We start from the raw sequence: 26,402 nt of genomic DNA, 5'->3' as shown, positions 1-26,402 counted from the left end.
ACGAGCGTGCACACACCGGTCGGCGTAACCAAGGTCGACCACCGGCCGAACTGGTCTATGGTGCTCGGAAGATGCGCCCACGATGAGCCGCGACTGTCGCGACATCTCGTGCGCTGTTCAGCCTAGGGGGCAGGCCCGGGCCCCTTCTTGTAGAAGCGGCACGGCGGGGATTCGGCCGTGGTGTGGAAGTTCCAGTGCCGGCACCAGGCCGTGCCGTCGAACATCCGGCACGTGCCGCAGCTGACCCGAGGATGGTCCACGTGGGTCTTCTTCATCTGATGCTCCGGCCGCTCACCGGCGAAGCCTTGCTTCACAACTGTGAGCGTACGTCCCACAGCTCCGGGTAGAAGCGCTTGCCGAGGGTCGTGCGCAGGTACTCAGCGCCGCTGCTGCCGCCGGTGCCGGTCTTGCTCCCGATCTGACGCTCGACCATGAGTACGTGGCGGGCGCGCCAGTGCGCGAACGTCTCGTCGTGGTCGAGCAGGGTTTCGCACAGGTCGAACAGATCGCCGTGTCGCTCGCGATCCCTGAAGATCTCGAGCAGCGATGGCGAGCCCCGTCGCCTGACCAGGCCGCGAAACGCATCGTCGATCGACGGCTCCTCGAGCCGCCTTCGCAGCCGGCTCATCTCAGCTGTCGTGGCCTCCAGGCGCGCGAGGTACTTCTCTTCCTTCAAGCCTGAGAGGAACTCGATCTCGCGAAACTGCACCGACTGGAACCCGCTGGCCGGCGCGAGCTGCGAGCGAAAAGCCAGAAAGTCCTGGGGCGACATGGTCTCGAGCACCTCAATCTGCTCCACAAGCAGCCGCTCGATGACGTGGACCCGCCGCAGGTGGTGGCGCGCGAAGAAGATGTCGTCATCGTCGATGCGGTCCCGCGCCGCCTCGAGCTCGAACAGCACGACCTTGAACCAGAGCTCGTACACCTGGTGGGCGACGATGAACAGGAGCTCGTCATGTTCGTGGCTCAGGCCGGCCTGCAGCTCGAGCAGCTCAGGGACCTTCAGGTAGGAGCCGTACGAGAGCCGGCGGCCCTCCTCCCCGAATCTCGATCCCACGTCAGAAGGCTAGTGCTTGAAGTGGCGCTGGCCGGTCACGACCATGGCCATCCCGGCCGCGTCCGCCGCGGCGACGACCTCCGCATCCCTCATCGATCCGCCGGGCTGGATGGCGGCGGTCACGCCGGCCCGGATGCCCTCCTCGAGACCGTCAGGGAAGGGGAAGAACGCGTCCGAGGCCATCACCGACCCGCGCGCCCGATCGCCGGCGCGGCGGAGCGCGATCTGCACCGCCTCCACGCGCGACATCTGGCCCGCGCCGACACCGACCGCCGCGCCGTCCTTGAAGAGCACGATGGCGTTGGACTTCACGTGCTTGACCGCGGTCCAGGCCAGGCCGAGCTGCTCCCACTCCGCCTCCGTTGGAGCCCGCCGGGTGACGGTGGTGGAGGTCGCGCGATCGAAGCCGGTCCGGTCCCACTCCTGCACCAGGAAGCCGCCGGGGACCGAGCGCACGTCGTAGTCGAAGAGGCCGCGCCGCGCCGGTTGAGCGGCGAGCACGATCATCGACTTGCGGCGCGCGAGCACTTCGGTCGCCTCGTCCAGGATCTCGGGCGCGATCACCACGTGGGTGACGATCTGCACGATCTGTTCCGCCGTCGAGCGGTCGAGCGGCCGGTTGACGGCGACGATGCCGCCGAACGCGGAGACCCTGTCGCCCTCGTAGGCGAGCCGGTAGGCCTTGGCGATGGAATCGGCAACCGCCAGGCCGCAGGGGTTCATGTGCTTGATGATCGCGGCGGCGGGGCGCTCGAAATCCTGCACGAGCTGGAACGCCGCCGACGCGTCCTGGATGTTGTTGAAGCCCAGCTCCTTGCCCTGCAGCTGCCGGGCGCCGCCAAGGCCTCCGGGATCCGGCCCGATGCGGTAGAACGCCCCCTTCTGGTGCTCGTTCTCACCGTATTTGAGGGGTTGCGTGAGCAGCCCGGCGAAGGAGATCTCGGGGGGAAAGCCGTTGGTCTGTTCCCCGCGCATGTACGCCGCGATCCAGGCGTCGTACGCCGCCGTGTGCGCGTAGGCCTCCGCCGCCAGGCGGCGTCTCATGTCCTGGTCGACCGCGCCCTCATGCAGAGCGCCCAACAGTTCCGAGTAGCGCTCGGGCCGCACGACCACGACCACCGAGGCGTGGTTCTTGGCGGCGGCCCGGATCATCGCCGGTCCGCCGATATCGATCTGTTCGACCGCCTCTTCGAAGCTCACGCCGGGCCGCGTCACCGTCTCCACGAACGGGTAGAGGTTGCAACACACCAGGTCGATCTCGCTCAATCCGTGCTGCCGCAGGGCTTCCATGTGATCAGGCTTGTCGCGCCGCGCCAGGATCCCGGCGTGGACGCCCGGATGCAGCGTCTTGACGCGGCCGTCCATCATTTCCGGAAAGCCGGTTAGGTCGCTCACCGGGCGGGCATCGACGGCGGCGTCCTGGATCGCCTTCAACGTGCTCCCGGTCGCGAACAGCTGGTAACCGAGACGCTGCAGGCCTCGCGCAAAGGCCCCCAGCCCGGTCTTGTCGCTAACCGACAGTAGGGCTCTTGGCAAGTCGCGCCTCCATGAGTTGGATCGCTTGTGGAAGGATTCGGTGCTCGGCTTCGTGCACGCGCTGCCGCAGCGTGTCAACCGTGTCGCCTTCCAGGACTGGGACGGCCTCCCGGACCAGGATCGGTCCGGCGTCCACGTCGGTCGTGACGATGTGCACGGTGGCGCCTGTGATCCTGGCGCCGCTGTCGATGGCCCGCTCGACCGCGTCCATGCCGCCTCCAAACTCCGGCAGCAGCGAAGGATGGACGTTGATGATGCGGTCCGCGAACGCCTCGACGAAGGCCTGCGAGTGCACGCGGTCGTAGCCCGCGTCGACGACCAGCTCCACGCCGTGCGACTTGAAGAAGTCGCGCATGGCCGCATCGCGTTCCCCGGCCGACGCGAAAGCCTTCTGCGAGAGCTCCCCCACCGGGATGCCGCGCTCGCGAGCGAACGCGGCGCCGCCGCAGGACGGCCGGTTGGTGGCCACCGCGACGACATGGAAGCCCCGCTCGACCAGGTTGCGCAGATTCGAGCCCCGGCCTGAGACGGCGACGCCCAGCTTGAGCGTCATTTGGCGATCAGTGGATGACCACCCGATCGGGCCCCGCGTGGCGGACGACCTCACCGACCACCGTGGCGCCGGTGGGTACGTCGTCGCGATCCACCACCAGGATCATTCCCAGCCCCATGTTGAACGTGCCGAACATCTCGTCGTCGGCGATCCGACCACGCTTGCGGAGGAGCTCGAAGATGGGTGGCGCCGGCCACGAGGCCCGATCCAGGCGCGCGCCGAGTCCCTCGGGCAGGCATCGCGGCAGGTTGCCGAGGATGCCGCCGCCGGTGATGTGCGCGGCCCCCTTCCAACTGACGCCGCCGAGCTCGGCGAGGTAGGACCGATGCGGCTCGAGCAGGACCTCGCCCAGCGGCCTTCCCAGCTCGGCGAACACCCGCGTCAGCGGCACGTCCTCGAACACCTTGCGCACCAACGAGTAGCCGTTGGTGTGAAGGCCGTTCGAGTGCAGGCCGACGAGCACGTCGCCGGCTTGGATGCGGGCCCCGTCCGGCCGGCGGCTCGGCTCCACCAACCCGACGATGAACCCGGCCAGGTCGTAGTCGCCCAGCGCGTAGACGCCGGGCATCTCCGCCGTCTCGCCGCCGAGCAGCGCGCACCCGGCGCCGCGGCACGCCTCGGTCATGCCCTCGACGCACTGGGCGAAGACGGCGGGGTCGAGCTTGCCGGTGGCGAAGTAGTCGAGGAAGAAGAGCGGGCGCGCGCCCGCCGTGGCGATGTCGTTGACGCAATGGTTGACGATGTCGACCCCGATGCCGCGGTGTGAATCGGCGGCGATGGCGACCTTGATCTTGGTGCCGACGCCGTCTGCGCTCGCCGCCAGGTGTCCGCCGCCCGGCAGCGCATACAGGCCCGCGAACGGCCCCACACCGACGGCGACCTCCTTGCCGTGGGTGGCGGCGATCAGCGGCTTGACCCGCTCGAGCACCCGCTCATAAGCCTCGATGTCGACGCCGGCGCCGGCGTAGGACAGGCCTTCGCCGCTCATCATGAGGAGGGCCGGACCAGCTGCCGTGAGATGGGTCCCGGGACGTGGCCCGCCTTCACTGGCGTCTCGAACTGCATCTTGTCCATCTCGAGCTGCTGCGGGACCGGTACGGGATACGAGCCGTCGAAGCACGCGCGGCAGAACTCGTGTGACGTGCCGCGGCCGATCGCGCGCATGAGCCCGGGGATGGAGAGGTACTGGAGGCTGTCGGCGCCGATGCGCTGGCGCACCTCCTCCACCGTGCGGCGGGAGGCGATCAGCTCCTTGGTCGAGCCGATGTCCACGCCCATGAAGCACGGAAATCGCATCGGCGGGCTCGAGATGCGCATGTGGATCTCGCGGGCGCCGGCGGCGCGCAGGCGTTCGATGATGCGCCGCGACGTGGTGCCGCGAACGATCGAGTCGTCGACCGCGATCAGGCGCTTGCCCTTGATCGACCGCGGCAGCGGATTCAGCTTCAACATCACGCCCGCCTCGCGCAGCGACTGATCGGGCTGGATGAAGGTGCGGTTGATGTACCGGCTCTTCATCAGCGCCTCGCGGAACGGGATCCCGGCCGCTTCGGCGTAACCGATGGCGGCCGGCGTGCCCGAGTCCGGGAACGGGATGACCATGTCGGCCTCCACCGGCGCTTCCTTGGCCAGCTCGTGGCCCATGCGGATGCGCGCGTCCTCCAGCTCGCAGTTCTTGAGGATGGAGTCGGGCCGGGCGAAGTAGATGAACTCGAACACGCACATCGCGTGCTTGCTCGAGGTCTGGAACGTGACGCTGTGGACCCCGTGCTCGTCCATGATCACCATCTCGCCCGGCTGCACCTCACGCACGAAGTTGGCGTGGACCGTGTCCAGAGCGCAGGTTTCCGACGCGACCACATGCGCCGGCTGGCCGGGAAGGGGGATGAAGCCGATGCACAACGGACGGAACCCGTATGGATCGCGCAGGGCGATCAGCTGGGTCGGCGTGATGATGCCGCACGAGTAGGCGCCCACGATCCGCGCGAACGTCTTCCGGATCACGTCCTCCCAGGTGCGGCCGTGCGTGTGCTCGATCAGCCGCGCCATGACCTCGGTGTCGAGCGCCGTCTCGAACGTCGCGCCCTCCTCCTCCAGCTGCGTGCGCAGCGCGTCGGCGTTCAGCAGGTTGCCGTTGTGCGCGATCGCGCCCGGGCCGAGCGAGGGGTGGTGGAAGGGCAGCGGGTGCGTGTTCTCGGCCCGGCTCGCGCCCGTGGTCGAGTAGCGAGTGTGACCGAGGGCGAGCATGGATCCCTCGCCCAGGTCCTTGATCTGTGCCGGCGAGAAGACCTGCGCGACCAGGCCCATGCCCCGATGCACGCGAACCGACTCGCCGTCCGAAACGGCGATGCCCGCCGATTCCTGACCGCGATGCTGCAGCGAAAAGAGCCCGAAGTAGGTGAGGTTGGCGACGTCCACCCCGCGCTTCGCGCAGATCCCGAAAACTCCGCACACGGCTAACCCACGGCTCCTTCCCAAGCTTGACGCATCTCCGCCAGCGGCAGCCGGAACTGGCCCTCGAACTCGATCGAGTCGCCGCCGGCAAGGCCCAGGAGCGAGATCTCGACGTGATGCCGACGTGCCAGCGACTGCAGCTCGGGCATCGCGCGGGAGGGCACGCTGACGACAAACCGGCTCGGTGATTCACCGAAGAACGCCGCGTCCATACGCAGGGGGGGCTCAGGCCGCAGCCCGGGGCAGCGAACACCGATGCCGCCGAGCAGGCAGCACTCGGCGAGTGCGACCAGCATCCCTCCCTCGGCGCAGTCGTGGGCGGAGTGCAGCAGCCCTGACCGCGCCGCCTGCAGCACCAGGCTGTCAACCGCCTTCTCGCGTGCCAGGTCGAGCCCGGGCGGGCGGCCCGCGACCAGGCCGTGCTCGACCTTCAGATATTCGCTCCCGCCGAGGTCGTTGTGGCTGGACCCGATGAGAAGGACGAAATCGCCCTCGTGGCGCAGCCCGACGCCGAGCCTCTGCCCGTAGTCCTGGATGAGGCCGACCATGCCCACCACCGGCGTCGGATAGATGGCGGACTCGCCCGAGGAATCGTTGTAAAGGCTCACGTTGCCGCTGACCACGGGGAGCTCCAGGGCACGGCACGCGTGCGCGAGGCCCGCGACCGTCTCCTCCAGCTCCCAGTAGACCTCGGGCCGGTCGGGATTGGCGAGGTTCAGGCAGTCGCTCACCGCCAACGGCTGAGCGCCGGTGGCGACGATGTTGCGCGCGGCCTCGGCCACCGCCAGCTGGGCGCCGAGGTGCGGGTCCAGGTGGCAGTACCGCGAGTTGCAGTCGGTGGTCACGGCGAGGCCGAGACGGGTGCCTTTGACTCGCAGCATCGCGGCGTCGCCCCCGGGCGGCACCACGGTGGAATCGCCGACCATATGGTCGTAGCGGCGGAAGATGCCGCGCCGGCTGCTGAGATTCGGACTTGCCAGGAGGCGGAGCAGGGTCGTTCCCGGATCGACCAGCGGCGGCAGGGCCTCAAGGTCAAGCCCCGGCGGTGGTTCGGGGGCGACGCCGACGAGCCGGCGCGCCGGAGCGCCGTTCGTGAGCAGCTCGACCGGCAGCCGCGCCACCTCGTTCCCGCCGTCGAGGACGGTCAGGCAGCCGTCGTCGGTGACCTCGCCGATGACCGCCGACGTGAGGTCCCAGGCGCGGAAGATGCTCTCGACCTCTGACTCGCGACCTCGCTCGACGACCACCAGCATCCTCTCCTGCGACTCGGAGAGCATGACGTCGTATGCCGTCATGCCTCGCTCCCGTCGAGGCACCCGGGCGACGTCGATACGGGCGCCCGCGCCCGGCGCGCGTCCCGCGCACTCCGCAACCGACGACGTGAGCCCGGCCGCGCCGAGATCCTGGATCGCGACCACGGCGTCGGTGCGGGCCAGGTCCATGCAGGCTTCGAGCAGGCACTTCTCGAGGAACGGGTTGCCCACCTGGACCGCCGGCCGCCGCTCGGAGCTGCTCTCGTCGAGCTCGACCGATGCAAACGACGCGCCGTGGATGCCGTCGCGGCCGGTGTCGGCGCCCACCAGCAGGAGGCTGTTGCCCGTGCCCTCGGCGCGCGCCCGCATCAGGCGATCGACGCGCACCAGCCCGACGCACATCGCGTTGACGAGAGGGTTCTGCGCGTAGCAGTCGTCGAAATACACCTCGCCGCCGACGGTCGGGATGCCGATGCAGTTCCCGTAGCCGCCGACGCCGGCGACGACCCCCTCGAAGTGGTGGCTGGAGGCGGGGAGCGGGCCGAAACGCAGCGAGTCGAGGAGCGCGATCGGTCGCGCGCCCATGGCGATGACGTCTCGGATGATGCCCCCGACCCCGGTGGCCGCGCCCTGGTACGGCTCGATCGCCGAGGGATGGTTGTGCGACTCGATCTTGAAAACCGCCGCCCAGCCCTGGCCGATGTTGACGGCTCCGGCGTTCTCGCCCGGGCCTTCCAGCACCGCGTGTCCGGTGGACGGCAGACGGCGCAGGAGCGCCTTCGAGCTCTTGTACGAGCAATGCTCGGACCAGAGCACGCCCAGCATGCCCAGCTCGACCTCGTTCGGGACGCGCTTCAGCTGCTCCACGATGACCCGGTACTCCTCGGGGGTGAGCGCGACCTCACGCAGCCGCCGCTCGTCGACGACAGCCACGGCGGGGGCCTCCTGCCGGGCCGGTTCAGGTCTGGCGGTCAAGACGCCAGGACCCGGACCGCGTTCTCCGCCACCGAACGGAACAGCTTGAGTCCGTCGGTGCCGCCGAGCTCGGCCTCGGAGCAGCGCTCCGGGTGCGGCATCATGCCGAGCACGTTGCCCCGCGCGTTGACGATGCCGGCGATGTTGTGGAGCGAGCCGTTGGGGTTCGCGCCGGGGACGACGTGGCCGTTCGGATCGCAGTAGCGAAACACGACCTGGCCGCGCTGCTCGAGGTGTGAGAGCGTGGCCGGGTCGGCGAAGTAGCTGCCTTCGCCGTGCGAGATCGGGACGCTGATCACCTCGCGGTCCGAGCACTGGGTGGTGAAGGGAAGGTCGTTGCGCTCGACCACGAGGTTTGTCCACTGGCATCGGAACTCGAGTGAGGCGTTACGGATGAGCGCCCCGGGGAGAAGCCCCGCCTCGCACAGGACCTGAAACCCGTTGCATATTCCCCACACCAATCCGCCCCGGTCGGCAAACTCGCCCACCTTCTCCATCACCGGGGCAAACCGCGCGATCGCGCCGGTGCGCAGGTGGTCGCCGTACGCGAAGCCGCCGGGCAGGATCACGCAGTCGCAGCCCTTCAGGTCCGCGTCCTTGTGCCACAGGTACTGCAGCTCGGCGCCGAGCACCTGGTCGATCACCCAACCGCAATCGCGGTCCGACCAGGTCCCGGGGAAGACGACGACTCCAAATTTCATCGATCCTGACCGCCGTCCGTTGCGATCTCGAAACGGAAATCTTCGATCACGTGGTTGGCAAGCAGCTGGTTGCACATGGCTTCGATGCGCTGCCTCGCCTCCTGCTCGCCGGCAACGTCGAGGCTCACCTCGATGTACTTGCCGACGCGAACGTCGGACACCTCCGTGAACCCGAGCGTGGCCAGGCCCTGCTTGACGGTTAGTCCCTGCGGGTCGTTGACCACGGGCTTGGGGGTGACGATGACGCGGGCGATGACGAGGGTCATGGATTCCTCACTCGTTTCTCGGCTTGGGTGGAAACATGGGCTTGCCGACCAGGCGTTGATACGCGGTGAGGTAGCGCTCGCGCGTGTGGGCCACGACCTCCTGCGGCAGCTGCGGCGGATCCGATTCCCGGTCCCAACCCGATCGCGTCAGCCAGTCGCGCACGAACTGCTTGTCGTATGACTCCGGTGAGGTGCCGATCTGATAGGTCGCGGATTCCCAATACCGCGAGCTGTCGGGGGTCAGCGCCTCATCGATGAGGATGAGCTCGTCGCCATGCAACCCGAACTCGAACTTGGTGTCCGCCAGGATCAGGCCTCGTCGCTGCGACAGCTCTGAGGCGAACTTGTAGAGCTCCAGGCTGGCGTCGCGCAGCCTGGTGGCGAGCTCGTCGCCAAGCTCCTTCTTCAACTGGGCGAAGCTGATGTTCATGTCGTGCCCGCTCTCCGCCTTGGTCGCGGGCGAGAAAATCGGATAGGCGAGCTTCTCGCTCTGCCGCAGGCCGGCCGGCATGGCCTCGCCGGCCAGCGTGTGCGAGTCCTGGTACTCCTGCCAGGCGCTGCCCGCGAGATAGCCGCGCACCACGCACTCGAAGTCGATGCGCTTGGCCTTGCGGACGATCATGAAGCGGCCGGCGAGCTGCTCGCGGTGGTCCTTCAGGGCCCGTGGAAGGTCCGGCACTTGGCCCGAGATGAGGTGGTTCTCCTGAAACGTGTCGGTCTGCGAGAACCAGAAGATCGAGAGTTGGGTCAGGACCTTGCCGCGATCTGGGATGCCGTTGGGCAGCACGTGGTCGTAAGCCGATATGCGGTCGGTGGCGACCATGAGGAGCTGGTCGGGCCCGAGCTCGTACGTGTCGCGGACCTTGCCGCGCGCGAACAGCTTGAGCGGAAGGTCCGTCTCGACAATCGCCGGCCCGGCGATCACTTCGACCGGGCTCCCAGTCCGAGCCGCTCGTAGGCCAGGTCGGTGTGCTCCAGCCCGGCCCAGGGGTCGAAGACCGCATCCAGCCTGGCGCCGACCCGAGCCATCAAATCCTTGTCGTCTTCGAGGATGGCCCGGAAGCCAGCACCATCCCCTTCGAGTGCCTTCATGGCCGCCTTCTGCACGATGAGATATGCCTCCTCCCTTGGCATGCCGCTGTCGACCAACGCCAGCAGGACGCGCTGCGAGAACACCACACCCCCACCGAACTGTAGATTGCGCAGCATCCTCTCAGGCCGCACCTCGAGGCCGCGCAGGACCCTGGCCATCTCCTGGCACATGTAGTCGACGGCCGAGCAGGCGTCGGGGAAGATGATCCTCTCCGCGGAAGAGTGGCTGATATCGCGCTCGTGCCACAGAGCGGTGTTTTCGAGAGCGGTGACCAGCTGACCGCGCACGACGCGGGCCAGGCCGCAGACCCGCTCGGTGAGGACCGGATTGCGCTTGTGCGGCATCGCCGAGCTCCCCTTCTGCTCCTTGCCAAAGGGCTCGAAAGCCTCACCCACCTCGCTTCGCTGCAGATGACGGATCTCGGTCGCGATCCTCTCCAGCGTGCCGGCCACCAGCGCCAGCGCGGACATGAAGCTCGCGTGGCGGTCGCGCGCGACGACCTGCGTCGAGACCATGTCGGGTCGCAGTCCGAGCTCGGCGCAGACGTGCTCCTCGACTTTGGGATCGATCGTCGCGTGGGTCCCGACCGCACCGCTGACGCGACCGACCGCGGCTTCGTCCGCCGCCCGCTCCAGCCGTGCCTGCGCGCGGTCGAGCTCAGCCACCCAGCCGGCCACCTTGAAACCGAAGGTGATCGGCTCCGCCACCACGCCGTGGGTGCGGCCGGCCATGAGAGTGCGCCGGTGGCGCAAGGCCAGCGCGGCCGCGGCCTCCCGGACGGCCGCGAGGTCGCCGGCGATGATCCGCGCGGACTCCATCAGCTGCACCGCCATCGCCGTGTCGTTGAGGTCCTGGCTGGTCATGCCGAGGTGGACGTAGCGGGCTTCGGGCTGACCGATGGACTCGCTGAGGACGGTCAGGAAGGCGATCACGTCGTGGCCCACCCGGCCCTCGACCTCGGCGATCCTGTCCGCGTCGAACGAGCCCTTGCGAATCCTGGGCAGGGCCGAGGCCGGAACGCGGCCGAGGGTCGCCCAGGCCTCGCAAGCCAAGACTTCGATGCGCAGCCACAGCTCGAACCGGTGCTGGTCAGACCAGACCGCCCGAACGGCAGGCGGCGAGTATCGCTCGATCAAGAAGGGCGCCGGCTCCCGATGAACACCTGGGGGACGCTCCGATTATAAAGGCGGGAGCCGCTCGGCAGATGTTGTGGCCGGACTTTTGACGGCCCCAAGATGATGTGCGAGTAACGTCACCGCGATAGTGGGTTGGGCGCTGCCGTCGATAATCGTGGGCGGTTGATGGCTGCCACTCGTAACCAGCACTCGGGACTCCTCGTTTGAACCGCCACAGGCTGATCGGCCCGTGAGCGACCTGCGTCGCGACGATGAGCGCGAGCTCGTTGAGCGCGCGAAGCAGGATCCCCGGCAGTTCGGGGCGCTCTACGACCGGCATTTTCAGCAGATTTACCGGTTCGTCTATTCACGAGTGAGGGAGCAAACCGCGGCCGAGGACGTCACTTCGGAGGTCTTCATGAAGGCCCTGAAGGCTGTGCCCCGATACCAGGACACGGGGCGTCCTTTCGCTGCCTGGCTGTACCAGATCGCGGCCAACGCCATCGCGGATCGGTACCGCACGCTCCGCACCGCGCAGCCGCTCGACGATTTCCACGACCTTTCCGTGGCCGGGCCGGCGCTCGAAGAGCTCGCCGCCCACCGCGATGAGATCCGACGGATCTGGGCCCTGGTCGAAGGGCTGCCCTCGCAGCAGCGCACGGCGCTGGTGCTCAAGTTCCAGGAGGACATGAAGATCGACGACATCGCCGCCGCGATGGGCAAGTCGGCCGGCGCGGTGAAGCTCCTGATCCATCGAGGCGTCAGCCGTCTCCGTGAGGACGCCGGCGCCCTGAGGCCGGTGGAATGAGCATCCGGCACGATCCCGAGCTGGACGACATCCTGCAGGACGCCGAGCTGCTGCACCTCGCGGAGCTGCTCGGCTCCGCTCGCCGCCCAGAGCCGCCGATGGACGAGGCGTTCCGCTCGGCTCTCCGGCGCCAGCTCATGCAGAAGGCATGGGAGATGGGGGAAGGCCGCCCGTCGTGGTGGCATCGTTTCGCCGCCCCGCCCCGCCTGGCCTGGGCAGGCGCGGCCGCCGGCCTGGTCCTCATCGCCTCGGTCGTCGTCTACATGGCGATGCAGCCGGCGGGCGGCTTCAGCCAGCTCGTCGTCAACAGCCCGATGGACGGCGCCCACGCGGTGCGGCTGGAGCAGCCCATCCTGGTCGCCTTCAACCAGCCCATGGATCACCCCTCGACGGAGGCCGCCGTCCAGATCACGCCAGCGACCACGGTCACCTTCTCATGGCAATCAAACACCCTGGCCGTCCAGCCGAGCAGCGGCGACCTCGCCCCGAACACCCAGTACCAGGTGACCATCGGTCCGGGCGCGAAAACCGCGGCTGGTCAGCTGCTGGCGAGCCCGCAGACAATCACCTTCGTCACCCAGCCACCTTCGACCATCCCGTCACCCTCACCCTCGCCCTCGCCCCGCCCGTCGCCCAGCGCGCCCCTGGGCGAAAAGCAGCTGGCGGCGCTCGCTGGAAGCGTCAGGTCCGCGGTGCAATGGTCGGCCGACTCGACGGCCATCTACTTCGTCAACGCCCAAGGGGCGCTCGAGCTGGTCCCGGCCAAGGGCGGCAATGTCACGGTCGTGGCTCCTGACGGCGTGTCGTCGCCGTCCGTCGCTCCGGCCGGCGACCGCCTCGCCTACATCCGCGACGGCAGGATCGAAGTCCTCACGTTCGCCGCCGGCACGACCTCGGAGCTGGCGGTGACGCCGCCCCCGTCAGCGGTCGGCTGGGCGAAGGACAAGCTCGTGTGGGCGGCGGCCGATGGCATCTACACGCCGGGGGCCAGCGGGCCGGCCCAGCTCGCTCCACTGCCTGCGAACGGCAATGTGAGCGCCGTCGCGATCGCACCTGACGGCGCCCACGCGGTGTACCAGCAGGAACAGAACCTCTGGCTGCTCGACCTGGCCACGGCCAGGAGCGTCCAACTCGGCCAGGCCGGCGCGCGCTTCCTCGTCTGGTCGCCCAGCGGGACGCAGCTGCTCTACTCGGCCGCGGCCGCGATCGTGGTCTCGGACATGCAGGGCGGCACGGTCGCGACGATTCCATCGGGCGAGCCGAGCTGGTCCAACCAGGACGCGATCCTGCTCGGCAGCGAGACGGATCTGTACCAGGTGCGCCCCGACGGCACGGCTTTGACCAAGCTGGCCGACGGGACCTACCGCGCCCCGGTCTGGGCGCCCAACGGGACCGCGTTCGCGTTCTTCCGCGGCGGTGCGCTCTGGAGCGGGTCCGCGCCGCCGCTGCCGCCGCAGCCGACCGCGCTCGACCAAGCAGCCGCCGTCGTGAACTCGTTCATGCAGGCGCGGCTCAGGGGTCAGCCGGACCAGGCCACGGCGTTCCTCGACGACAACGGCAAGCAGGCTTACGCCCCCGGAGGGCTCAACCTCACGCTCGGCGGCGACCCGTTCTTCTCGCGCTTCTACGTCCTCACGCAGGAGGTCACCGGCACTCAGCCCGACACCGCTCGGTTCGTCGTCCGCCTCGTGCTCACGCACGGCAAGCTCGACGTGAGCAGCTTCGAGGAGACGCTGACTCTGCAGCGCGACCCGGCCGGCAGGCAGTTCCTCATCGACCAGGCGACCGCGGGCGCGCACCGAGACCTGGGCAAGGGGGCCGAGGTGGTCGGGGTGGAGGTCGCCGCCGGCACCCTCAAGGTCACCTTCGACAGCGACTTGGATCCGAACTCGGTGTCGAACGGCGTGATCGTGCTCGACAGCAAGGGCAAGCAGGTCGGCAGCTCGGCCACTTACGCGAACCGGACAGTGACCGTCACCGGGCTGGATCTGAAGCCCGGGAACCCGTACCGGCTCGTGGTGTTGACCACCGTGCGGGATGTGCTCGGCCACAACGTCGCGTCCGAGTACGACCTGGACCTGTTCGGGCCGGCGGTGAAGGATCGCAGCGGCCGCCAGGGCAGCGGCCCCGTGCCGCCGCCGCCGCCCGCAGCGAGCCCCGAGGCGAGCCCGGCCCCGAGCTAGATCAGCTTCAGTGCGCGCGCCGCGCGGCTGAGCGCCGTCACGGAGCCCGAGTGAACGATCCGTCCGTTGAGGGCGGCTTCGAAGGCCTCCCGGAAAGGCAGGCGAAGCATCTCCATGTCCTGCTCGTAGGTTTCGGGATTGCGATCCGACTCGGTGAGGGCTTCGGCCAAAAACATGTGCGCGCGCCCGGTCAGGAACGCCGCCCCGTGGACGACGCCGAGGGACCTGTAGCGGGCGGCCACCAGGCCGGTCTCCTCAGCCAGCTCCCGTCGAGCGCACGCCATCGGCTCCTCGGCCCCCTCAAACGTCCCCGCGGGCACCTCCCACGACGACTCGTCCCAGGCGTGGCGCCACTGCCGGACCAGCATCGTGTCCCCGTTGTCGAAATAGGGAACGATGAAGGCGGAGTCCGGGTTGCTGAGGACCGTGTAGGTAGCTTCGGCGCCGTCGGGAAAGCGAATCTCGTCGTCGCGAAGCTCGAATGGGCCCGAGCGCCCGGTCACGGCGGTGGCGGTGACTGCAAACGGCCGGCCGCTTTGGGGATGCGCGAGCGGAGCTATCTCTGCACCGCCGCCGCGACTGCGGCCACGGCGGCCGCGATGTGACGCGGATCAGCCCCGTAATCGAACGGCGATGAATCGCCGGCCAGCTCCTTGGCCTGCTCCAGCAGCTCGGGGTGATCTTCGATGAAGCGCGTGCTGAGGTTGCCGGCGCGGAAATCCGTGTTCTCCAGGATCGCGCGGTGATAGCTGATCGTGGTGGCGGGACCGGCGACGACGAACTCCCGCAGTGCGCGGCTCGCCCGCGCGATCGCCTCGGCCCGGTCGCTGCCGTGGACGATGAGCTTGGCGATCAGCGAGTCGTAGTGGGGGGGGACGTCTGAGCCCGGGCCGAAGCCCGAGTCGACGCGAACCCCAGGTCCGGCCGGCGCGACCCAGCGCGAGATGCGCTTGGGGTTGGGCAGGAACTTACGCACCGGGTCCTCCGCGTTGATTCGCATCTCAATCGCATGGCCGGTCCAGCTGACATCCTTCTGGGCCATGCCGAGCTCCATTCCGGCGGCGATGCGTATCTGCTCTTTCACCAGGTCGATGCCGGTCACCGCCTCCGTGATCGGATGCTCCACCTGCAGCCGGGCGTTGACCTCCAGGAAATAGAACTCGCCCTCACTGAAGATGAATTCGACCGTGCCCGCATTGACATAGCCCGCCGCGGTCGCGGCCTTGATCGCGGCCGCGCCCATCGCCGCTCGGATCTCGGCGGTCACCGCCGGGGATGGAGTCTCCTCCATGATCTTTTGATGGCGGCGCTGGATGGAGCATTCACGCTCGCCCAGGTGGACGGCATTCCCATGGCTGTCGCAGAGGACCTGAATCTCGACGTGCCGGGGTTTGCGCACGTAGCGCTCGATGTAGACGGTCGGATCGCCGAATGCCGAGCGCGCGGCCTGGGCGCAGCTCTCGACGGCCGGGACCAGCTCGTCCTCGGACTCCACGACCTTCATGCCGATGCCGCCTCCACCGCCGGACGGCTTGACCATGACCGGAAAGCCGATCTTCCGCGCCGCGGCCAGGGCTCCCGCGGGATCGACCGCGCCGCTCCCAGGGGTCACCGGCACGCCATGCTCGATGGCGAGCTGCCGCGCGGCGAGCTTGGAACCGAGCGCGCGCATCGCCGACGCGGGCGGCCCGATGAAACGGATCCCCGCCGCCACGCAGGCTTCAGGAAAGGCCGGCTTCTCAGAAAGAAATCCGTATCCGGGGTGGATGGCTTCGGCGCCGCAGTCGCGCGCGACCTTGACGATGCGATCGAGCTGCAGGTACGACTCGCTCGGCGGCGCTCCACCGATGTGATGCGCCTCGTCCGCGTAGCGCACGTGGATGGCGTTGCGGTCGGCGTCGGAGTAGACGGCCGCCGTGGCGATGCCGAGCTCCCGGCACGCGCGCATGACGCGAATGGCGATCTCGCCCCGATTCGCGATGAGGATCTTCTTGAAGAGCCTGCGCCTCATCCGATCGCCAGCAACGGTTGGTTGGGGCTGACCACCTCGCCTTCCTTGACGTAGACCTGGGCGACGCGACCGGCGACGGTGGTGACGATGTCGTTCTGCATCTTCATTGCCTCGAGCACCGCGACGATTTCGCCCAGCTTGACGTCATCCCCGACCTTGACCGGGAGCTTGACGATGAGCCCCTGCATCGGGGCGATCACCGTGCCCTCGCCGGCCTTTGGCGCCGCCGCCGTGGATACGCTCGGTGCGGCTCCTCCGCCCCCTGACGGCACGACCATCATGCCCGCGCCGGTGACACGCACCTTGAACACCTCGCCTTCGACTTCGACCTCGAACTCGGCGGCGGCCGGCGCCGGCGGGTCGGGCGGATCGGCCGCGGGCGCGGCCGGTGGATCGGCCGGCGCGGCGGCGCTCACCGCCGCCGGCAGGGCGGGCTGCGGCTTCTCGTTGGAGTTCGCGCCCCGCGTGCGTCCGGCGCCGGCCTTCGGCTCTGGGCCGCGCATGAGGTCCGGTGCGAGATTCGGAAACATCAGATGGATGAGGACCGCGTCGTCGCTGGCTTCGAAGCCGGCCTTTCTCACCTGCTGGCGCGCTCGCTCGACCTGGGGTTCGAGCAGGTCGGCCGGCCGGATCGTGATCGGCTCCTCGCGACCGAGGACCAGCCGTCGCAGCTCGTGGTCCGCGGGCACGGGCGGACGGCCGTACAGGCCCTGCAGGTAATCCTTCAGCTCCTGCGTGACGGTCGCGTAGCGGTCGCCGCCGATCACGTTGTAGACGGCCTGCGCGGCGATCATCTGCCGGATCGGCGCCACCAGAGGCGGATAGCCGAGCTCCCGACGCACGAGGTTGGCCTCCTCCAGCACCGCCGCGGTCCGGTCCGCCGCATTGTGGGCGGCGAGCTGGTGGAAGATGTCCTCGAGCATCAGGCCGGGCATCTGGTAGCGGAGGATGCTCGCGTCGACGCGGTCGGCCACCGGGCTCAGGTGCTCGATGTGCTTGCGCTTGAGCTCCTCCACCTCGTGCTGCACCTCCCACATCCGGTCGAGGTCCAAGCCGGTGTCGTACTCGCCGCCGGCGAGGGCGGCGACCACACTTTCCGCCGCCGGCTGCGACGTGCCCCAGGCGAGCGGCGAGATGGCGACGTCGAGGACCTCCGCCCCAGCTTCGACGGCGGCCATGTAGGCCATCGGCGCCATGCCGCTCGAGCAGTGCGAGTGCACGTCGATCGGCACCTTGACCGTTTGCTTGAGGGCGGTGACCAGCTCCCATGTCGCCTGCGGGCTGAGCAGGCCAGAAGTGTCCTTGATCACGACCTCGTGGCAGCCCATGTTGACCAGCCCTTTGGCGAGCGAGCACCACAGCTCGAGGTTGTGGGCGGGGGAGACCGCGTAGCTCAGCGCCCCCTGCACCTTCTTCTTGGCCTTGAGCGCCGCCGCGATCGTCGACTCCATGTTGCGCAGGTCGTTGAGGGGGTCGAAGACTCGGAAGACGTCGACGCCGCACTTGGCGGCGTGCTTGATGAAGAGCTCGACCACGTCGTCGGCGAAGTTGCGGTTGGCGACGAGGTTTTGACCGCGAATCAGCGCCTGTATCGGCGTGTTGGGAGTCACCTTCCGGAGCTTGCGCAGGAAGTCCCAGGGATCCTCGCGCCGGCTGAGCTTGGTCTCGAAGGTCGCGCCGCCGAACGCCTCCATGGCCGCGAAACCGATGGCGTCCATCTTCGCGGCGACGGGGATGATCTCCTCGCCCAGCAGATGCCCGCCGAGCAGCGATTGCTGCGCGTCGCGGAAGGTCGTATCGACCAGCCGGACGCGAGCGGCCTTTTTCGCCATCACCCTGGTCCTGCCAGCGCCGCGCGCCGGTCGGCGTGACGGCGCTCAACCTCGCGATCGCCGAGCCCGATGATGCGCGCGGCCAGCCAGCCGGCGTTCTTCGCGCCCGCCTCGCCGATGGCGACCGTGGCGACAGGAATGCCCGACGGCATCTGCACGATCGAGTAGAGGGAATCGACGCCGCCCAGGTGCTGCGTGGGCACCGGCACCCCGATCACCGGCAGGTCGGTCCAGGCGGCGACGACGCCGGGGAGGTGGGCGGCTCCGCCGGCGGCGGCGATGACGACCTTGAGGCCGCGCTCGCGCGCGGACGAGGCCCACTCCATCACCCCACGCGGGTTGCGGTGGGCCGAGCAGATCTTGATCTCGTGCTCGATGCCGAGGTCCTGGAGCACTTTGACGCACGACTCCATCAGCGGCAGATCGGATTTGGAGCCGAGGATGACGCCGACGACTGGACTCAATGAACCGCCTCCTCAGCGATATCTGAGCGAAAGAACGCCCCCTGGAATCGTACCTGCCGAGCCCCGGCCAGCGCCTTGTCCCGAGCTTCGGCGACGGTTTCGCCCAGCGCGACCGAGGTCACCACCCGCCCGCCATCGGTCACCAGGCCCTGGCCTGGCTCGAACCGCGTGCCAGCGTGGAAGATCAACACGCCGCGCGGCATCTCGGCCAGGCCGCGGATCTGAAAGCCTGTCTTCATCGCCGCGTCATCGGGGTAGTTCGCTGACGCCACGACCACGCCGACGCAGGCGTGCGGACTCCAAAGCAGGTCTGGGAAGCCGGCCAGCGTCCCCTTGGCCGCGGCCAGCGCGAGCGCCACGAAATCGGTGCCCAGCCGCGGCAGCACCACCTGTGCCTCGGGATCGCCGAAGCGCGCGTTGAACTCGAGCGTTCGGATGCCCGCGCTCGTCAGCATCACACCGGCGTACAGGACGCCGCAGAACTCGTCACCTGTGCTCGCCAGCTCTCTGACGGCGGGGACGAGGACGGTGTCGACGACCTCCTGCACCAGCGCGTCATCCACCGCTTGCGGTGGCGAGTAGGCGCCCATGCCGCCGGTGTTCGGCCCACGATCGCCGTCGTACGCGCGCTTGAAGTCACGCGCCGGGGCCAGGGCGACGACCGCCCTGCCGTCGGTCACCCCGAGCACCGACAGCTCCGGACCCTCCAGGCGCTCCTCGACCACGATCGTAGCCCCGCTGCGGCCGAAGCGGCTCTCGACGAGCATGGCGCTGATGGCGGCGTCCGACTCGTCGACGCCAGAGCACACGATGACGCCCTTACCCCGCGCCAGGCCGTCGGCCTTGACCGCGACACGGCCGCCGCGCTCCCGCGCCCAGGCCTTGGCCGGCGCGGGCTGGGTGAACACCTCGAAGTCCGCGGTCGCGATGCCCGCTCGCCTCATCAGCGCCTTGGCGAACGACTTGCTCGACTCGATACGCCCCGCGCCGCGATTGGGACCGAAGACGTTGAACCCCGCGCCGCGCAGGGCATCGCCCACCCCCGCATCCACCGCCGCCTCCGGCCCCAGGATCACTAGGCCGACACGTTCGCGCTTGGCGAAATCGACGAGTCGAACCACATCGGCGGCCCCGATCGGGACGTTGAGCGCCATGCCCCCGGTGCCGCCGTTGCCGGGCGCGCAGTAGACCCGCTCCACGAGGTCCGACTGCATGCACTTCCAGACGAGCACGTGCTCGCGCGCGCCCGAGCCGACGACCAGGACCTTCACCGGCGGGTTATTGGATCACGACGGGAGCTCTACTCCCACTCGATGGTGCCCGGCGGCTTCGACGTGATGTCGAAGACGACGCGGTTGACGCCCTTGACCTCGTTGACGATGCGGTTGCTGATGCGCGCGAGCACCTCGTACGGGACCCGCGCCCAATCCGCGGTCATGGCGTCCTCGCTCGTCACCACCCGCACGGCGACCACGTTGGCGTACGTCCGGTAGTCGCCCATCACCCCAACCGTTTCGAGCGGCGTGAGCACCGCGAACGACTGCCAGACCTGCCGGTACAGGCCGTTGCGCTTGATCTCATCGACCACGACCCAGTCGGCGTCGCGCAGGATCGCCAGCCGCTCCGCCGTGACCTCCCCCAGGCAGCGGATCGACAGGCCCGGGCCGGGGAACGGCTGGCGGTACACCATCTCCTCCGGCATGCCGAGCTCGAGGCCGACCGCACGCACCTCGTCCTTGAACAGGTAGCGAAGCGGCTCGATGAGCTGGAAGCGCAGGCCCGGCGGAAGCCCGCCGACGTTGTGGTGCGTCTTGATCTTCACCGCCGTTGACGCGACATCGGGCGCGGTGGACTCGATGACGTCGGGGTAGAGCGTGCCCTGGGCGAGAAAGTCGATGCGGCCGAGGCTCGACGCCTCCGCTTCGAAGACGGTGATGAACTCACGCCCCACGATGCGCCGCTTCTGCTCGGGATCGATCACCCCGCGCAGCGCCTGCAGGAACCGATCGGTGGCGTCCACGTACCGGATGTTCATGTCGAGGTTGCCGTGCATCACGGCCAGCACCCGCTCCGGCTCCTCCTTGCGCAGCAGCCCGTTGTTGACGAAGACGCAGGTCAGCTGATCGCCGACGGCGCGATGGACCAGGGTCGCGGCCACCGCCGAGTCGACGCCGCCCGACAGGGCGCAGATCACCCGGCCCCCGCCGACCTGCGCCCGGATGCTCTCCGTCGCCTCGGCGATGAACGATCCCGGCGTCCACGACGCGTCGCAGTGGCACACGCCGTACAGGAAGTTGCGCAGCACCTCGCGGCCGCTCGGCGTGTGCACGACCTCGGGGTGGAACTGGATGCCGAAGATGCCGCCGCCGTCGGTGAAGGCAGCCACCGGTGAGTTGCCGCTGGAAGCGAGGGAACGAAAGCCGGGCGGCATCTGGCTCACGTGGTCGCCATGGCTCATCCAGACCGGCAGCTCGTCGTGCAGCCCCTGGAAGAGGCCGTTCGGCTCGCGCACCGCCAGCAGCGCCGGGCCGTACTCGCGAGCGCGGCCGGGGTCGACCTTGCCGCCGAGGTGGTGGGCGATGAGCTGCATGCCGTAGCAGATGCCGAGCACGGGGACGCCGGCGCGCAGCGCTTCAGGGTCGATCTGCGGGGCGCCCGCTTCGTAGACGCTCGCGGGACCGCCGCTGAGGATGAGTCCGGCCGGGTGCCGCTTCCTCAGCTCCGACCACGGGGTGGTGCCTGGAACCAGCTCGCAGTAGACGCTCGCCTCACGCACGCGCCGCGCGATCAGCTGGCTGAACTGCGATCCGTAGTCGAGCACGAGGACCGTCTGCTGGCCCTTGGCCGGAAGGATGCCACCCCGCTCGCGCGGCATGGTCTGGTTGGGGGGCCCGGCGGCGGTGGCGGTCCTGGGGTTCAATCGGGCTGCTCCTGCCGCCCTGCGCGCCTCAGCTCAGCCCTTCCCCATGCCGACATGCTGGGCTTGCTGGAAGACCTTGCCTTCGGAGGTGATCGCGGGCGCGATGACCAGCTCCACGTGCTGGAACTCGGCGATGTCGTGGGCGCCGCACACGCCCAGGGCGGAGCGCAGCGCGCCGGCGAAGTTCTGAGTGCCGTCGTCCACGCGCGCCGGGCCGAGGAGGATCTCCTGGAGCGTCGCCCTGGTGCCGACGTGGATCCGTGTGCCGCGCGGCAGGTTGGGGTCGGGCGTCGCCATGCCCCAGTTGAAGCCCTTCGACGCGGACTCCTCGGCGCCGGCGAGCGGAGTGCCGATCATCACGGCGTCGGCGCCCGAGGCGAATGCCTTGCAGACGTCCGCGCCGATGCGCATGCCGCCGTCCGTGATGACCGCGACCCGCACGCCACCGCGGCGCATGTGCTCGTCACGGGCGGCGGCGACATCGGCCGTGGCGGTCACCTGCGGCACGCCGACGCCGAGGACGCCGCGGGTCGTGCACGCCGCCCCCGGGCCGACGCCGACCAGGATGCCGGCGATTCCGGTCTCCATCAGCTCGAGCGCGGTTTCGTAGTGGACGCAGTTGCCGACGACGACGGGGATGTCGCACGCACGCACCAGCTCTTCGAACGACAGCTGGTGGTAAGACTTCGACGAGTGGCGTGCGGTGAGCACCGTCCCCTGGACGAGAAGCACGTCGGCGCCGGCCTTCTGCACCACGTCGGCCCGCTCCCCGGCTCGCGCGGGGATCGTCGACACGGCGCAGGGGACGCCCGCCGCCTTGATCGCCTTGATGCGCTCGGCGATCAGTCTGGGCTGGACCGGCTCGCGATAAACCTCTTTGAGCACGGCGTTGACGTGTGACTTGTCGGCTTCGGCAATCCTCTTGATGATCGGCGCCGAATCCTCGTACCGCGTGTGCACGCCGTCGAGGTTGAGGACGGCAACTCCGCCCAGCCCGCCCATCGCGATGGCGAAGTCGACGTCGACGACGCCGTCCATCGCAGAGCCCCAGATCGGGATCGGCAGCTTGAAGCGATCGCCCATCGAAAAGGAGATGTCGACCTCTTCGGGATTGAGCGTGACGCCGCCGGGGACCAGCGCGACCTCGTCGAAACCGTAGGCGCGGCGCGCTCTCCGGCCGATCCCTATCTCGAGGCCAGACTGCTCCCCGGGAACCGCTCCGCGGGCTTCGAGTCGGGTCTGATTCAGGGTGTGTTTACTCCAGTGGTGGCGGGGGTTGGCCGATTATAGGGGAAGGCGGTGCGGCCGTGAGCCGCATATCCTTTTACCGAATGTATCGAACACTCGAGTACCTGCGAGGGATTGCTGATGACGACGTCCGCCGTCTGCGGGCGCGCGGCGTCCAGCACACCAACCAGCTCCTGCACCGCACATCACTCGCCATCGACCGTGAGCGCCTGTCCAGGAGGACCGGGATCAGCACCGACCGGTTGCTGGAGTTCGCCCACCAATGCACGCTGCTCGAGATCTCCGGGATGGAGCGGTTTCTGCCGATCGTCCGCCGCCTCGGAATCAATTCGATGCGAGACCTGCGCGCCCAGGACGCGACTCAGCTGCATGCCAAGATCACAGACGCGGTCGGCCTCGCGGGCGCACCGCGCATCTCCGACGTGCAGTACTGGATCAGCCAGGCGACCGCACTGGACATCGTCGAGCAACCGGATGAAAAGGCCCCGCTCCGGCTGACGACCTAGGTCTTCGACGAGCGGCGCGGCCGGGACGGCCGGGTTCAACCATCACCCCTGGTGTGCTCAGACGAAGACGCCCCGGCGTTTTTTCAAGTTGTCGTAGATGCCCCGCTGGATGGTTTCGCGCACCTCATCCGCGAGCCCCATCACCAGGCTCTGGTCGTCCGCCGCTTCCGGCGGATTCGCCTCGACATGGATCGGGGCGTGGAACTGGATGCGCCACTTGCTGGGCAGGGGGATCATGCCCAGCGGACCGAGCCACGGCCAGAACGGCGTCACCGGGAAGTAGGGCAGGCCGAAGAACCTGGCGACCGGCGCGAGATCGGCGATCATCGGGTAGATCTCCTCGGAGCCGACGACCGAGACGGGGATGATCGGCGCCCCGGCTCGGATCGCCGTCGCCACGAAACCCCCACGGCCGAAGCGCCGCAGGCGGTAGCGGTCCTTGAATCGCTTGCCGGTGCCCTTGACCCCTTCGGGGAAGACGAGGACCAGCTCGTCGCGCTCGAGCAGGCGGCGTGTGTCGTCAGGGTGCCCCACCGTCTGCCCCGTGCGGCGCAGGAACCAGCTCAGAACCGGCATGCCCATGAAGAGGCTGGCGACGAGGGCGCGCACGTGGCGCGGCTGCGGGTGCTCGGCGAAAACCGCGGTCTTGATCATCGTTCCGTCCCACGGCAGCACGCCTGCGTGGTTGGCAACCAGGAGGGCGCGGCCGGTGGCCGGCACGTGCTCGACGCCGGTCGTCTCGACCCGCCAGTAGTCGCGGTACATGACCATGAACACCGACAGGAACGACTCGGTCCACTCGGCATCGAATCCGAAATCGTCGACCTCATAGTTCGGGCCGCGCTTCGCGAGCTCGCGCTGCCTGTACGCGAACTGGACGAACTCCATGACCCGGTTGAGGTCGATGACATCCCTTCCGGTCAGCCGGCGCAGGCGAAGCGAGAGTTCGCCCAGTCCCTGGAGGGCGTAGAGCGGAGCCTGGCGCCGCAGCCGGCGCACCGGCCTGGGCAGCCGCGGCAGCCTGCCGTTCGGCACGATCGCCGCCTTCTGGCTGTTGCGCCTCCGCTCCTTCGCCTGCGGAGACGCGCTCATCGATGCGCGACCACGGCGGAGCCGCCCCGGTGGCCGTTGCGCTCATGGCGGCGGCGGCGCTGCAGGTAGCGCTGAAGCTCGTATTCCTGCGGCGGCGACGGGGCCCCGATCACCTCGGTGTCCTTGCCTCGGGCCAGGCCGTCCATGACCGCCCGCGAGCTGTGGCCGGGCTTCCAGCCGAACTCGGCTGCCAGCCGCGAGGTGTCGGCCACCGAGCCGAACGCGATGACGTCCGCCAGGTGGCCCGGCAGGTCCACGTGGGTCGCCGCGCGCAGCCCGAGCCGCATCAGCCAACGCCCGACCGGAAGCAGCACGGGTGCCGGCCGGCCGCCCATGATGGCGATCGCCTGGCTCAGCAGGACGACGCCGTCCGCGGCGACGTTGAAAACACCCGCGTGGTCGCCCATCACCGCTCGGACGACCGCCTCGGCCGCATCGTCTTCGTGCAGCAGCTGCAGGCGCGGATCGAAGCCGGCGAAGGTCGGCACGATCGGCAGTGACAGGTACCGGGCAAGCGTGGTGTCCTCGCTCACGCGGAATCCCAGACGAAGGACGGTCACCCGGCAGGCCTCGTTGCGGAGGGCGAACTCGCCGACGAGCTGCTCCAATTCGATCAGGTCGCGCGTCACCGAGGAGCCCCGCCGCTCGCCGATGTTCATCTCTTCGGCAAAAAAGGACGGGTCGGTCGGCCCCGCGCCGTAAACCGCCTGGCTCGATTTCACGATCAGCCGCTGGACCGGGCTCGAGGGACCGGCGCATCCGACCAGCACGTTCATGGTTCCGATCACGTCCGTCTCGTGGACGGCCCGCTCGTGGTGTGGGGAGTCGACCATCACGGCCAGGTGCACGACGGTGTCGATGTGGAGCCGGCGCACCAGCTTACCGATCACCGACTGCCGCGTATCCGCATGCACGAAGTCCATCGCCTCGAGCGCGCTGACCGGGTCGGCCAGGTCGCAGCCGAACAGATGCGGGACCTGCGGGGCGAGGCGGCGCGCGACCTCAGCGCCGAGGGGATTGGATACGCCGGTGATCAGGACGCGGTTGGGCCCTGCGGGGATCACTCCCCGATTATGGATAGATGCCCCTGACAGTCGTCGCGTTGGCCACCCGCTGCACGGCCAGGGCGTAGGCCGCGAGCCGCATGTCGATGTGCTTGTTGACCGAGGTGTGGAGGATCTCGTAGAAGGCGCGCGTGATGACGTGGTGGAGCTTGGTGTTGATCTCCTCCTCCTCCCAGAAGAAAGCCTGGAGATCCTGGACCCACTCGAAGTAGGAGACGATCACGCCGCCCGAGTTCGCGATGATGTCCGGGACGACGAAAATCCCGCGGTCGTGAAGGATGGGGTCGGCCCCGGGCGCGACCGCGGCGTTGGCGCCTTCGGTGATCAGGCGGGCGCGAACGCGGCTGGCGTTTTCCTCGGTGATCTGATCCTGGACCGCCGCCGGCACCAGCACGGTGACCGGCAGCTCGATGAGCTCGGCGTTGGTGAGGTTGTCGGCCTTCTTGAAACCGCTCACCCCGCCGCGAACCTGCCGGTGCTCTTCCAGGGCGGCCAGATCAAGGCCTTTCGGGTTGTACACGCCACCTCTGGAGTCGCTCACGGCCACCACCTTGAGCCCGGCCTCCGCCAGCAGGCGGGCCGCCGATCCGCCCACCTGGCCGTAGCCCTGCACGGCCACCGTCGGCGTTTCATCGTCGACGTGAAGGTACTTCAGGCCCTCGAGCGTGAGGTAGGTGGCGCCGCGTCCGGGGGCGTCGACACGTCCCTCCGACCCGCCCACGTCGACCGGCTTGCCGGTGACCGATGCGGTCACCGAGTGTCCGGAGTGCATGGAGATGGTGTCCATGATCCAAGCCATCACCTGGGGGTTGGTGCCCATGTCCGGCGCGGGGATGTCCTTTTCCGGGCCGATCAGGATCGCGATCTCGGTCGCGAATCGCCGGGTCAGGTGCTCGAGCTCGCTCGACGACATCTTGCTGGGGTCGCAGGCGACCGCGCCCTTCGAACCGCCGTAAGGGATGCCGACGGCGGCGCACTTCCACGTCATGAGCATGGCCAGCGCTTTGACCAGGTCCAGGTTGACGTCGGGGTGGTAGCGGATGCCTCCCTTCGCCGGCCCGCGGCTGATGTTGTGCTGCACGCGCCAGCCCGTGAACACGCGGACCGAGCCGTCGTCCATGCGCACCGGGAAATGCACCGTGAGCTCACGCTTGACATCGCGCAGGCCGCGGCGCGCGCCGTCGGAAAGACCGATCACGTCGGCAGCGGCGTCAAAGCGCCGCTGGGCGGTCTGGAAGGCCGGAGCGCGAGTTTCGACCGCCATTTCGGGA

General features: G+C 68.8%; 24 protein-coding genes. 3 read left to right on the top strand and 21 right to left on the bottom strand.

The genetic code is table 11. The features are described 5' to 3' along the window. Positions 1–122: 122 nt before the first annotated feature. The 11 genes from EPN29_05635 to EPN29_05585 form a co-directional block, all read right to left on the bottom strand. Entirely contained in the window at positions 123–314 is a 192-nt protein-coding gene (locus tag EPN29_05635; GenBank protein TAN33755.1) for a hypothetical protein, read from the bottom strand. After that, a complete protein-coding gene (locus EPN29_05630; GenBank protein ID TAN33754.1) occupies positions 311–1,057 on the bottom strand; it encodes a tryptophan 2,3-dioxygenase in 747 nt (248 codons plus the stop codon). Before EPN29_05630 ends, EPN29_05635 begins: the two co-directional genes overlap by 4 nt. A 9-nt stretch (positions 1,058–1,066) precedes the next feature. Further along, a complete protein-coding gene (gene purH, locus EPN29_05625; GenBank protein ID TAN33753.1) occupies positions 1,067–2,593 on the bottom strand; it encodes a bifunctional phosphoribosylaminoimidazolecarboxamide formyltransferase/IMP cyclohydrolase in 1,527 nt (508 codons plus the stop codon). Next, positions 2,568–3,146, bottom strand: coding sequence for a phosphoribosylglycinamide formyltransferase (gene purN / locus EPN29_05620; protein TAN33752.1), 579 nt, complete (start codon positions 3,144–3,146; stop codon positions 2,568–2,570). Before purN ends, purH begins: the two co-directional genes overlap by 26 nt. A 7-nt stretch (positions 3,147–3,153) precedes the next feature. Next, positions 3,154–4,134, bottom strand: coding sequence for a phosphoribosylformylglycinamidine cyclo-ligase (locus EPN29_05615; protein TAN33751.1), 981 nt, complete (start codon positions 4,132–4,134; stop codon positions 3,154–3,156). Continuing rightward, complete coding sequence (locus EPN29_05610) at positions 4,134–5,624, bottom strand: amidophosphoribosyltransferase (protein TAN33750.1); 1,491 nt, start codon at positions 5,622–5,624, stop codon at positions 4,134–4,136. Before EPN29_05610 ends, EPN29_05615 begins: the two co-directional genes overlap by 1 nt. Then, positions 5,603–7,762 (bottom strand): phosphoribosylformylglycinamidine synthase subunit PurL, encoded by a 2,160-nt coding sequence (gene purL / locus EPN29_05605; protein TAN33765.1) that lies wholly within the window; start codon positions 7,760–7,762, stop codon positions 5,603–5,605. The genes EPN29_05610 and purL overlap by 22 nt, the downstream gene beginning before the upstream one ends. A 62-nt stretch (positions 7,763–7,824) precedes the next feature. Further along, on the bottom strand, positions 7,825–8,529 hold the full coding sequence (gene purQ, locus EPN29_05600; GenBank protein ID TAN33749.1) for a phosphoribosylformylglycinamidine synthase subunit PurQ: 705 nt from the start codon (positions 8,527–8,529) through the stop codon (positions 7,825–7,827). Next, entirely contained in the window at positions 8,526–8,795 is a 270-nt protein-coding gene (purS, locus tag EPN29_05595; GenBank protein TAN33748.1) for a phosphoribosylformylglycinamidine synthase subunit PurS, read from the bottom strand. The genes purQ and purS overlap by 4 nt, the downstream gene beginning before the upstream one ends. A 7-nt stretch (positions 8,796–8,802) precedes the next feature. Continuing rightward, entirely contained in the window at positions 8,803–9,717 is a 915-nt protein-coding gene (locus tag EPN29_05590; protein ID TAN33764.1) for a phosphoribosylaminoimidazolesuccinocarboxamide synthase, read from the bottom strand. Continuing rightward, positions 9,717–11,024: an adenylosuccinate lyase gene (locus EPN29_05585; GenBank protein ID TAN33747.1), complete on the bottom strand. Its 1,308-nt coding sequence runs from the start codon at positions 11,022–11,024 to the stop codon at positions 9,717–9,719. Before EPN29_05585 ends, EPN29_05590 begins: the two co-directional genes overlap by 1 nt. 169 nt (positions 11,025–11,193) lie before the next feature. Between EPN29_05585 and EPN29_05580 the strand changes: the two genes are divergently transcribed. Both EPN29_05580 and EPN29_05575 read left to right on the top strand, forming a co-directional pair. Next, entirely contained in the window at positions 11,194–11,811 is a 618-nt protein-coding gene (locus tag EPN29_05580) for a sigma-70 family RNA polymerase sigma factor (protein ID TAN33746.1), read from the top strand. Further along, the gene (locus EPN29_05575) at positions 11,808–13,994 is read left to right on the top strand and encodes a hypothetical protein (protein TAN33745.1); all 2,187 of its coding nucleotides are present in this window, start codon (positions 11,808–11,810) and stop codon (positions 13,992–13,994) included. Before EPN29_05580 ends, EPN29_05575 begins: the two co-directional genes overlap by 4 nt. On the opposite strand, the gene EPN29_05570 is transcribed toward EPN29_05575, so the two are convergent. The 7 genes from EPN29_05570 to EPN29_05540 all read right to left on the bottom strand — a co-directional run bounded on the left by EPN29_05570 (position 13,991) and on the right by EPN29_05540 (position 22,469). Further along, positions 13,991–14,497 (bottom strand): NUDIX hydrolase, encoded by a 507-nt coding sequence (locus EPN29_05570; GenBank protein ID TAN33744.1) that lies wholly within the window; start codon positions 14,495–14,497, stop codon positions 13,991–13,993. The two genes, EPN29_05575 and EPN29_05570, sit on opposite strands and share 4 nt — an antisense overlap. Before the next feature lie 53 nt (positions 14,498–14,550). Then, a complete protein-coding gene (locus EPN29_05565; GenBank protein ID TAN33743.1) occupies positions 14,551–16,005 on the bottom strand; it encodes an acetyl-CoA carboxylase biotin carboxylase subunit in 1,455 nt (484 codons plus the stop codon). Then, entirely contained in the window at positions 16,002–17,837 is a 1,836-nt protein-coding gene (locus tag EPN29_05560) for a pyruvate carboxylase subunit B (protein TAN33742.1), read from the bottom strand. The genes EPN29_05565 and EPN29_05560 overlap by 4 nt, the downstream gene beginning before the upstream one ends. Further along, the gene (gene purE / locus EPN29_05555) at positions 17,837–18,301 is read right to left on the bottom strand and encodes a 5-(carboxyamino)imidazole ribonucleotide mutase (protein ID TAN33741.1); all 465 of its coding nucleotides are present in this window, start codon (positions 18,299–18,301) and stop codon (positions 17,837–17,839) included. Before purE ends, EPN29_05560 begins: the two co-directional genes overlap by 1 nt. Beyond that, complete coding sequence (gene purD / locus EPN29_05550) at positions 18,298–19,572, bottom strand: phosphoribosylamine--glycine ligase (protein TAN33740.1); 1,275 nt, start codon at positions 19,570–19,572, stop codon at positions 18,298–18,300. Before purD ends, purE begins: the two co-directional genes overlap by 4 nt. Positions 19,573–19,601: 29 nt before the next feature. Beyond that, on the bottom strand, positions 19,602–21,176 hold the full coding sequence (locus tag EPN29_05545) for a glutamine-hydrolyzing GMP synthase (protein ID TAN33763.1): 1,575 nt from the start codon (positions 21,174–21,176) through the stop codon (positions 19,602–19,604). 78 nt (positions 21,177–21,254) lie between these two features. After that, positions 21,255–22,469: a GuaB3 family IMP dehydrogenase-related protein gene (locus EPN29_05540; protein TAN33739.1), complete on the bottom strand. Its 1,215-nt coding sequence runs from the start codon at positions 22,467–22,469 to the stop codon at positions 21,255–21,257. An 83-nt stretch (positions 22,470–22,552) separates the two neighbouring features. Between EPN29_05540 and EPN29_05535 the strand changes: the two genes are divergently transcribed. Continuing rightward, complete coding sequence (locus EPN29_05535) at positions 22,553–22,975, top strand: DUF4332 domain-containing protein (protein TAN33738.1); 423 nt, start codon at positions 22,553–22,555, stop codon at positions 22,973–22,975. 57 nt (positions 22,976–23,032) lie between these two features. Here the strand turns inward: EPN29_05535 and EPN29_05530 are convergent, their stop codons facing one another. From EPN29_05530 to EPN29_05520, 3 genes are read right to left on the bottom strand one after another with little or no spacing between them, the layout of a single operon-like run. Further along, on the bottom strand, positions 23,033–24,067 hold the full coding sequence (locus EPN29_05530; GenBank protein ID TAN33737.1) for an acyltransferase family protein: 1,035 nt from the start codon (positions 24,065–24,067) through the stop codon (positions 23,033–23,035). After that, a complete protein-coding gene (locus EPN29_05525) occupies positions 24,064–25,161 on the bottom strand; it encodes an NAD-dependent epimerase/dehydratase family protein (GenBank protein ID TAN33736.1) in 1,098 nt (365 codons plus the stop codon). Before EPN29_05525 ends, EPN29_05530 begins: the two co-directional genes overlap by 4 nt. Beyond that, on the bottom strand, positions 25,139–26,395 hold the full coding sequence (locus EPN29_05520; GenBank protein ID TAN33735.1) for a Glu/Leu/Phe/Val dehydrogenase: 1,257 nt from the start codon (positions 26,393–26,395) through the stop codon (positions 25,139–25,141). The genes EPN29_05525 and EPN29_05520 overlap by 23 nt, the downstream gene beginning before the upstream one ends. Positions 26,396–26,402: the final 7 nt, after the last annotated feature.

It is taken from the genome of bacterium, assembly GCA_004299235.1.
GTDB lineage: Bacteria > Chloroflexota > Dormibacteria > Dormibacterales > Dormibacteraceae > SCQL01.
The sequence above is the reverse complement of the archived record's forward strand: the minus strand, read 5'-3'. Positions and strand labels throughout refer to the sequence as shown.